Raw genomic sequence first — 7137 nt, 5'->3', positions numbered from 1 at the left:
GCGTGAACGGTTACAAGAAAGGATATAGAGTCATGAATCAATCTGAGGGATACTTTAAATGATTACTTTTCAGGAACAAATTCAGTATGGAATAGAGCTCTTGCATAACCTCACAAAATAGATAACGGCTATTATTATCCTCAATCAGCGATAATTCTAAAACGTTTAACCGCGTCATTTGATACCCGTTCACTGGGTAACCCACAATTTTTCTTTTTATCTTCTTTGGTCAAGGGATTATTTTTTATCTTTTTCTTTGGCAGCGCTCAGTTTCGATATAGCGCATATATCCATTGATAGCCTGTATCCATTTTTTAATAGCAAGCTGTTATTTCAATAAATTTTTCACAAAAAAATAGCGGCCCAGGTCATTTGACTCAACACTAGTGATTTCAAGAGCTCATCTGTCAGAATGACCCAACCTACTTGCCCATTGAGCCATCTTAAATGAATTGGTAAGTAATATGGTAAAGCAAAAAAGTTAACCTGAATTCGGGCTTTTAATTAAGCCCGGATTGTAATTTTTAATTCTTTACTATTTTGGCGCTGTTAAGCAAACTATTAACATACAAATCATAATCCATCATTCCATAGCTTGCTTCAATTTGTTGTATTAAACTATCCCTTTGCTCTTTATCCAGAGAACTTAACTTTCCATCATTAATCTTCTTTAATTTTACAACAACATAATCACCATTATCCAAGGTTACACCATCCCGACTTTCTGGTCGCAGTAAGTTAAATGCCAAATCATTAATTAAAGAATTAGCTTTGTCACTGTCTCTAGTAGCTTGTACTACAGAACGCCATTCTAGTTGGTTATTACTAATTAATTCTTGCTGTTGTTTATCTTCAACAGGATGCAGCAAACTGATACCAACTTCTTTTGCCTTCGCATCAGCATACTGTTTCACTAGTATTTTTTGAATTTGCCCTTCCACTTCAGATAAGGTTTGCTCCCTTGAGGTATATGCTTGTTTACACGCAAAACAATTATTGAATCATTGTCTAATTGTATAGGTTCACTATTATTGCCCAACTCTAGAACATCATTGCTAAATGCTGCATGGATCACCTGCTTATTCTTAGTGATGGATTGTCGACCTCCCTTACGAGAGAAAGGTTCCGTTTGTTGAATTTTTAGATTTAAAGAATCTGCAACAGGATTTAGTGAATCAGGAGTTTGATAGCTTAAGTCCGTTAATTGCTCCAAAGCTTGAGCATATTTTGCCTGAGCCATATCACTTAATAACTGCTCCTTAATGACAGATTGAACTTCTGACAAGGATTTGGTTGTAACTGGTTTATAATCTATTAATTTAAATATCTCATAGCCGTACTTCGTCTTTGTTGGACTTGAAATTTGTCCAGGCTCAGTTAAATTAGATAATATTCTATCATATTCATTCTGTCCGCCTGTAATCCAAGGAAGAACACCTTTATTTGCTATTGACAATTTATCGTCTGAGTTGGAAATAACAAATTTTTCAAATTGCTGCGGTTGTTTTTGTAGAGCAAAATAAATTTCATCTGCTCTTTGTCTAATTCGCTCTTCTTCCTCTTGATTGGCGCTTGCAGGAACAGCGAATAAAATATGAGCAACCTGCCATTGAGCCGGAGTCAAATAATTACTTTTATTTTCCTCATAGTAATTTTTAATATCTTCCTCTGAAATCTTGATTTGCGACTTGATATCATGCATAGACAAAATCACATAATCTAATGCGATTTGTTCTGGGGTCATAAATTTTTCGCGATGTTGCTGATAATAATCTTCAATATCCTTTTTAGAAACATTCATTTGCTTTTCAAAACGCTCAGAAGGTATTGTTAAGTAATCATAATCTCTCGTTTGCATATATAGTCTAACAAATCGTTTAATCTCATCAGATAAAGCAAACGATGTTCCCATAAATGCAAAACGCTGCTGATTAAGCAACATCCCTTGCCTCACTTCATTTTGAAATGTTTCAGGAGTAAATAGCGCACCACTCAAGGCTTGTTGATAGCGTTGAGCAGAAAAATGACCATCTTCTTGAAATTGGGGAATATTGACTATAGCAGCATTCGCTTGATCTGGACTAACTTCAAATCCAAATTGACGAGCAGCCTGGATACTTACTTCATTGGTTATCATCTGATTAAGAACTTGATTTTGCAGATTTTTTTCATCAGCAGCGGTCATTTGCGGCAAATCTTGTTGGGCTCTTGTTCGTCTGTAATTAGTTTCAAATGCTTGCATAGTAATTGGCTTATCATTTACCACTACTTTTGCATTGGATATTTGTCGAGATTGAAAATAATAATCAACACCAAAAAGCATAAAGGTAATAGCGATTAATATAATAACTAACCAGGCTACAACACCCTGAATGTGTTCATTTAACTTCTGCAACATGTCCCGAGATCCATTTTTGTATTAACAAAGCTTGACGAAAAACAATTCTAACATAAGCTGATAAAAAAAACGCGCCTTTCAGCGCGTTTATCTGGCGGAGTGGACGGGGCTCGAACCCGCGACCCCCGGCGTGACAGGCCGGTATTCTGACCAACTGAACTACCACTCCATTTCTTGGTGGGTGCTGTAGGGATCGAACCTACGACCTCGCCTTGTAAGGGCGATGCTCTCCCAGCTGAGCTAAGCACCCTGAAAACTTAAGCTTGTTGTACAGCTTCTTTCAGGTTTTTACCTGCTTTAAATTTGGGCACACGTGACGCTTTAATCTGGATGGTTTTTCCAGTTTGTGGATTTCTGCCAGTACGTGCTGAACGATTACCTGTTGAAAAAGAACCAAATCCAGGTATTACAACTTGATCGCCTCTTTTTAAGACATCAGTTACAGTAGCCATAAAAGTTTGAAGAACTCTGTTTGCGTCAGCTTTGGTCAAACCGAACCACTTGCTATAGCATCAACTAATTCACTCTTATTCATCTTTTCCCCTTTACAGTTAATCATCCATATTCCGGAGCTGATTTAAACAGATTTGACCGCTCCAGTCAAGTTGTACATCCTTGCAGAGCCAGCCACCAGCGGGCTACGTAGAGAAATATACTCTGTATTAATGTGCGTGTAAATCATTATTTTTAATTTTTTTTGATCTTTTACTCAATACAGAACCAGATTGTACATTTGTTGGCTTTTCAACCCAAGGATTGCGTTGTAAAGCCAGTTCTAAGACCTGTTCAATAGTCTTAACGGGATGGATCGTAAGCTTACGTAGCACATTATCTGGAATTTCTTCGAGGTCCTTTACGTTCTCTTCGGGGATAATAACATGCTTTATACCACCACGATGGGCAGCTAATAGTTTTTCTTTTAAACCACCAATCGGGAGTACTTGACCACGTAAAGTAATTTCTCCAGTCATCGCCACATCAGCCTTAACTGGAATTTGAGTAACAATAGAGACCAGTACAGTACACATTCCTATACCAGCACTTGGCCCATCTTTGGGTGTTGCACCTTCAGGAACATGAACATGGAAATCATGCTTATCATAAAAATCGTCCGACAAGCCCAATATTTTGGCACGACTTCTAACTACCGTCATTGCAGCATGTATAGACTCCTGCATTACCTCACCTAATTGACCTGTATGGGTTACTTTACCTTTTCCTGGCATTATGGATGCTTCAATGGTCAGAAGCTCTCCCCCTACGCTTGTCCAAGCAAGCCCTGTCACTTGGCCAATCTGATCATATTGTTCAGCCAAACCATATCGGTATTTTTTGACTCCTAAGTATTTATCAAGATTGCCCACTGTTACTGTAATTTTTTTACCTTTTCTCTTTCTTGAGAGTATCTCTTTAACAACTTTCCTACATATACTGGCAATATCTCTTTCAAGATTACGAACTCCCGCTTCACGAGTATAGTAACGAATAATGTCTCTAATAGCAGCTTCGCTAATATGTATTTCTTCATTCGTTAAACCATTTTGCAGGATTTGCTTAGGCACTAAATATTTTTCTGCAATACCAATTTTTTCATCCTCTGTATACCCAGGCAATCGAATAACTTCCATCCGGTCTAATAATGGAGCAGGGATTTCAAGAGAATTCGCTGTAGCAATAAACATGACATCGCTCAAATCATAATCTACTTCTAAATAATGATCGCTAAACGTATGATTTTGTTCTGGATCTAATACTTCCAGTAAAGCAGATGCTGGATCGCCACGAAAATCCATGGCCATTTTATCTACTTCATCCAGCATGATGAGGGGATTTTTAACTCCTGCCTTGCATAATTTTTGAATAATTTTACCAGGCATAGAACCTATATAGGTTCTTCTATGGCCACGTATTTCAGCCTCATCTCTTACTCCTCCCAAAGCAATGCGGATGAAAGTTCTTCCCGTAGCATTAGCGATAGATTGTCCTAGTGAAGTCTTACCTACTCCTGGAGGACCAACCAAACATAATATAGGCCCCTTTAATCTTTTTACTCTTTGCTGTACTGCCAAATGCTCAATGATACGTTCTTTAACCTGTTCAAGGCCATGATGCTCCTTGTCAAGTAATTTTTCTGCTTTCAATAAATCAAACTGAATTTTGGTTCGCTTTTTCCAAGGGACCATTAACATCCAGTCAAGATAATTACGGATTACAGTTGCCTCGGCAGACATTGGAGACATCATTTTTAATTTATGCAATTCAGAAAGTGCCTTCTCTTTAGCTTCTTTAGGCATCCCGGCTTTTTTAATTGAATTCTCTAGTTGTTCAATCTCGCTGCCTTCTTCACCCAGTTCGCCTAATTCTTTTTGAATGGCTTTTATTTGTTCATTTAAGTAATACTCTCTTTGGCTCTTCTCCATTTGGCGCTTGACCCGACCTCTCACACGCTTCTCAACATGTAACAGATCGATTTCATTTTCAATCGAAGCCATTAATTTTTCGAGTCGAGTGCCTACATCCATAGTCTCCAGCAACTCTTGTTTATCATCCACTTTAAGGGTTAAATGAGCAGCTATTGTGTCAGCTAAACGACCAGGTTCCTCTATGCTTGCTAGCGGTGATAAGACCTCAGGAGGAATTTTTTTATTGAGTTTTATGTATTGTTCGAATTGCGACATCAAAGATCGCATTAAAATTCCAATTTCTTGTTCTTGTAAAGCAGTGCTTACCTCTTCAATTGATTCAAGATTCGCTTCAAGGTAGCCTTTATCTTGTATATATTCTTTGACACGAGCCCGTTGCTCTCCCTCAACAAGAACTTTCACAGTACCGTCTGGCAATTTTAATAATTGTAAAACACTGGATATAGTTCCTACCTCAAAAATATCATCAGGTCCAGGATCATCATTAGCTGATTTACGCTGTGCAACCAAAAAAATTTGTTTATTGTCGACCATCGCTGCTTCGAGAGCTTTAATTGATTTTCCACGCCCTACGAAGAGGGGGATCACCATGTGCGGATAAACTACCACATCTCTTAATGGCAGCACCGGCAAATAAGAAGTTTTTGCGATCTCACTTGATTTTATTTCATTTTCATCAGACATAATGAACCCTTATTTAAAGGAAAATCCTTGTTTATTAGTTATATTATCCTATTAATTATGAGTATACAGATATTAGAGCAAGTGAACAATTCGTAAAATGCGAGTTAAGTTATTGATTCTCAAGTAACTGGAGTATTTGTGATATTAGTAATAAACTCTTTTTGCATATCATGATGTAGTAACTGCTCGTACTACATCAAGGAATGCTTTTTTGGTCCATCTTGAATGAAAAACACCTTGACTACTTGAGAGATAGAGAAAAATTTAACATCCACAACAAACTATTGTAGTTAATCTCTTTTGAAACTCTACTGCAAAAAGCCTATTGTGGAAAATCCAAATTTAACTAATCTTTGCTACCAGTAGCACTCTTTTTCTCATCTTGCTCATAAATGAGAATAGGCTTTGATAATCCATTCACTACACTCTCATCGATAACAACCTTGTTCACACCTTCTAATGAAGGTAAATCATACATGGTGTCTAAAAGAATATTTTCAAGTATCGATCTCAAACCACGAGCACCCATTTTTCGTTCTAAAGCTTTTTTGGAGATGGCAACTAATGCCTCTTCTCTAAACTCAAGTTCAACCCCTTCCATTTTGAAAAGAGATTGGAATTGCTTTGTTAAGGCATTCTTAGGGCGAGTTAGGATGTCTATTAATGCCGTTTCGTCAAGTTCATGTAAAGTAGTAACGACAGGCAAGCGACCAACAAACTCAGGGATTAATCCATATTTAATTAAATCATCCGATTCTAATTGGTTTAAGACTTTAGATATTTCATTACTACTTTCTTTTTTACTTTTTAATTGAGCAGAAAATCCTATGCTTGACTTATCACTACGTTCCCGAATCACTTTGTCCAATCCAGCAAAAGCTCCACCACAAATAAATAAAATATTTGAAGTATCAACTTGCAAAAATTCTTGTTGTGGGTGTTTACGACCTCCCTGCGGTGGGACTGATGCAATCGTTCCTTCAATTAATTTCAATAGAGCCTGCTGAACTCCTTCACCTGAAACATCTCTGGTAATAGAAGGGTTATCTGACTTGCGGGAGATTTTGTCAATTTCATCAATATATACAATACCTTGTTGGGCTTTATCTACATCGTAATCGCATTTCTGTAATAATTTTTGGATAATATTTTCAACATCTTCACCTACATATCCAGCTTCAGTAAGGGTAGTAGCATCAGCCATTGCAAATGGAACATTCAGGATTCGAGCCAAGGTTTGAGCTAAAAGAGTCTTGCCACTTCCTGTTGGACCTATAAGCAAAATATTACTTTTACCAAGCTCTACACCATCTTCACTTTTATGTTGTAATCGCTTGTAATGGTTGTATACCGCTACTGATAGAACCTTTTTAGCATGTTGTTGCCCTATTACGTATTCATCAAGGAAATGAGATATTTCTTTTGGCGTGGGCAGTCTTGCTTCGGTTTCTTCATGAGTTTCATGTGTTTCTTCTCGAATAATATCATTACATAGTTCCACACATTCATCACATACAAATACAGAAGGACCTGCAATCAATTTTTTAACTTCGTGTTGACTCTTACCACAAAAAGAGCAGTATAGAACCTTATCTCCACTTCCGTTACCGGATTTACTCATAACCAAACCCC

The 7137-nt window shown here is 37.4% G+C and carries 2 protein-coding genes, 2 tRNA genes and 2 pseudogenes; all 6 read right to left on the bottom strand.

What is annotated here, in order from left to right:
* Positions 1 to 524: 524 nt before the first annotated feature.
* Positions 525 to 2398, bottom strand: a pseudogene (locus OK13_RS08430) (SurA N-terminal domain-containing protein).
* A gap of 92 nt (positions 2399 to 2490) precedes the next feature.
* Positions 2491 to 2567: transfer RNA gene (locus OK13_RS08425), tRNA-Asp, on the bottom strand.
* Between the two features lie 6 nt (positions 2568 to 2573).
* Positions 2574 to 2648, bottom strand: a tRNA-Val gene (locus tag OK13_RS08420).
* A 7-nt stretch (positions 2649 to 2655) separates the two neighbouring features.
* Positions 2656 to 2933: pseudogene (locus OK13_RS08415) on the bottom strand (HU family DNA-binding protein).
* Between the two features lie 127 nt (positions 2934 to 3060).
* Positions 3061 to 5505, bottom strand: a complete 2445-nt coding sequence (lon, locus tag OK13_RS08410; protein WP_035890094.1) for an endopeptidase La — start codon at positions 5503 to 5505, stop codon at positions 3061 to 3063.
* A gap of 346 nt (positions 5506 to 5851) precedes the next feature.
* The gene (gene clpX / locus OK13_RS08405; RefSeq protein ID WP_035890091.1) at positions 5852 to 7126 is read right to left on the bottom strand and encodes an ATP-dependent Clp protease ATP-binding subunit ClpX; all 1275 of its coding nucleotides are present in this window, start codon (positions 7124 to 7126) and stop codon (positions 5852 to 5854) included.
* Between the last annotated feature and the right edge of the window lie 11 nt (positions 7127 to 7137).

Source organism: Legionella norrlandica (assembly GCF_000770585.1).
Classification (GTDB): Bacteria; Pseudomonadota; Gammaproteobacteria; order Legionellales; family Legionellaceae; genus Legionella; species Legionella norrlandica.
Note: the sequence above shows the minus strand (reverse complement) of the source record. Positions and strands in the feature narration are given on the sequence as shown.

Bases quoted from the DNA above. Each gene is read 5' to 3' on its own strand.
- clpX (WP_035890091.1), bottom strand. From the start codon at position 7,126: ATGAGTAAATCCGGTAACGGAAGTGGAGATAAGGTTCTATACTGCTCT.
- lon (WP_035890094.1), bottom strand. From the start codon at position 5,505: ATGTCTGATGAAAATGAAATAAAATCAAGTGAGATCGCAAAAACTTCT.